Here is a 2,036-nt window from a genome sequence, read left to right as displayed (position 1 = left end):
GCCGAACCCCCCGCCGGGGGGGAGAACGGTGCGCGCGTCCCCGCGCCCCGGGGAGCCGGTGGGGACCGGCCGTCCGCGGCCGACACCTCCCCGACCGGAGGGGGCCACGGGTCCGGCGTCGGGGCCGCCGGCGACACCTCCGCCGGCACCGATACTCCCGACGACCATGCCACCGACCCCGGGGAGCCGCCCTCCGGGGCCCTGCGCGCCCTCCTGCCCGTCCTGGCCGGTCACCGTCGGATGATGGCCCGCACCTTTCTGGCCGCGCTGCTCGGCCAGGCGTCCCTGGTCGCCCTCCTCACCGTCGCCGCGTGGGCGGTCGGCGCCGCCGTCCTCACAGCGACCCCGCCCTCCGCCGGCGTCGTCGTCACGCTGATCGTCCTGGTCCTGGTGAGGGGCCTGACCACCTGGTGGGAGATGGACCTCTCCCACGACCTCGCCTATCGGGTCCTCGCGGAACTGCGGGTCCGGGTCTTCGACGGCGCGGCCCGGGGAGCACCCGCCCGTACCGGACGTCGGCACAGCGGCGACCTCGCCGGCACCGCGCTGGGGGACGTCGAGGCCCTGGAGTTCTTCTACGCCCACACCACCGCCCGGATCCCGGCGGGTGCCGTGGTGCTGGCGGCCGGCGGTGCGGTCCTGGCGGTGGTGGAACCGTGGCTGTTGCCGGTCGTGCTCACCGCCACCGCGGCGCTGCTGCTCGTACCCGTCCTGGAGCGGCGTGCCCGGGCCGCTCGAGGCGCCCGCACCCGTCGGGCCGTCGCCCGGCTTTCCGCCGAGACCGTGGACACCGTCGACGGCCTGCCCGAACTGCTGGCCTTCGGCGGCCTGGAGGAACGGCGGCGCGGTCTGGCCCGACGCGGCCGGGAGGTGGGGGCCGCCCAGCGTGCCGAGGCATCCCTGGACGCCGGGACGGCGGTCGCCCGTGACCTGCCGGTCATCCTCGGGGTCGTCGGTGTGGTGGTGGTGGCCGCCGCGTCGGCCGCGGACGGCCGGCTCTCCGGCGCGATGGTGCCGACCGCCCTGGTGCTGGCCCTGGGCATTCTGGGTCCCGTCGCCGAGACCGCCGAGTCGCTGGGCCGGGCGATCGGCCTGCGCGGGGCCGCCGCCCGGGTCGGCGAGGCCATCCGAACCCCCGCCGGCGCCCCACCGCCGACCGTTCCGGTGCCCGTTCCGCCCGGTCCGCTGGGCGTCCGGTTCCGAGGGGTGCGCTTCGACTACGGCGGACCACCGGTGCTGGACGGGGTGGACCTGGACATACCGGCCGGCGGCACGGTGGCCCTGGTCGGCGCCTCGGGGGCGGGCAAGTCCACCTGCGCCCACCTGATCGCGCGTTTCTGGGACCCCTCCGGGGGGACCGTCGAACTGGTTCCCCGGGACGGGGAGGCGGTGGATCTGCGGGACGTCGCCGACCCCGACCTGCGACGGGCGGTCGCCGTCGTCGGCCAGGACACCCCCCTGTTCCACGGCGGGCTCACCGAGAACCTGCGGTTGGCCGCTCCGGAGGCGGACGCCGGACGTGTGGCGGAGGTGGCGCGCCGCTGCGGGGTGGACCGGATCGCCGCCGACCTGCCCGGGGGGTTGGACGGCGCCGTGGGCGAACGGGGCGGCACCCTCTCGGGCGGTCAGCGCGCCCGGATCGCCCTGGCCCGGGCCCTGCTCGCCGACCCCCGGGTCCTGGTGCTCGACGAGACCACCGCCGCCCTGGACACCGCGGGGGAGGAGGCGCTGGCCGACGTGCTGGCCGCCCCGGGGACCCGCACCACCGTGCTGATCGCCCACCGTCCCTCCACCATCCGGCGCGCCGACCTGGTCGTGGTGCTGGAGAACGGTCGGGTGGCGGAGGTCGGCAGCCCCGGGGAACTTGCGGCCCGCGACGGTGCCCTGCGGCGGGTGCTCGACCGGGTCCCGTCCGGGGAGGCCGCCGGGGCCGCCGGGACCCCCGGCGAGTGGCCGGGGTGACCCCGACGTCGGGCCCGGTGGAGGGTGTGCGCACAATGGGGCATGTCCCCCTCCGGTTCCCCCTCCTCCGGTAC

General features: G+C 77.7%; 1 protein-coding gene. It reads left to right on the top strand.

Translation table 11 applies throughout. The features are described 5' to 3' along the window. The first annotated feature begins 201 nt into the window (after positions 1-201). Positions 202-1,962: an ABC transporter ATP-binding protein gene (locus FNQ90_RS21000; RefSeq protein ID WP_228471447.1), complete on the top strand. Its 1,761-nt coding sequence runs from the start codon at positions 202-204 to the stop codon at positions 1,960-1,962. The last annotated feature ends 74 nt before the right edge of the window (positions 1,963-2,036 follow it).

Origin of the sequence: Streptomyces alkaliphilus, from assembly GCF_014141535.1 — a bacterium.
Taxonomy (GTDB): Bacteria; Actinomycetota; Actinomycetes; order Streptomycetales; family Streptomycetaceae; genus Streptomyces; species Streptomyces alkaliphilus.
This window is presented reverse-complemented; position numbering and strand designations above follow the sequence as displayed.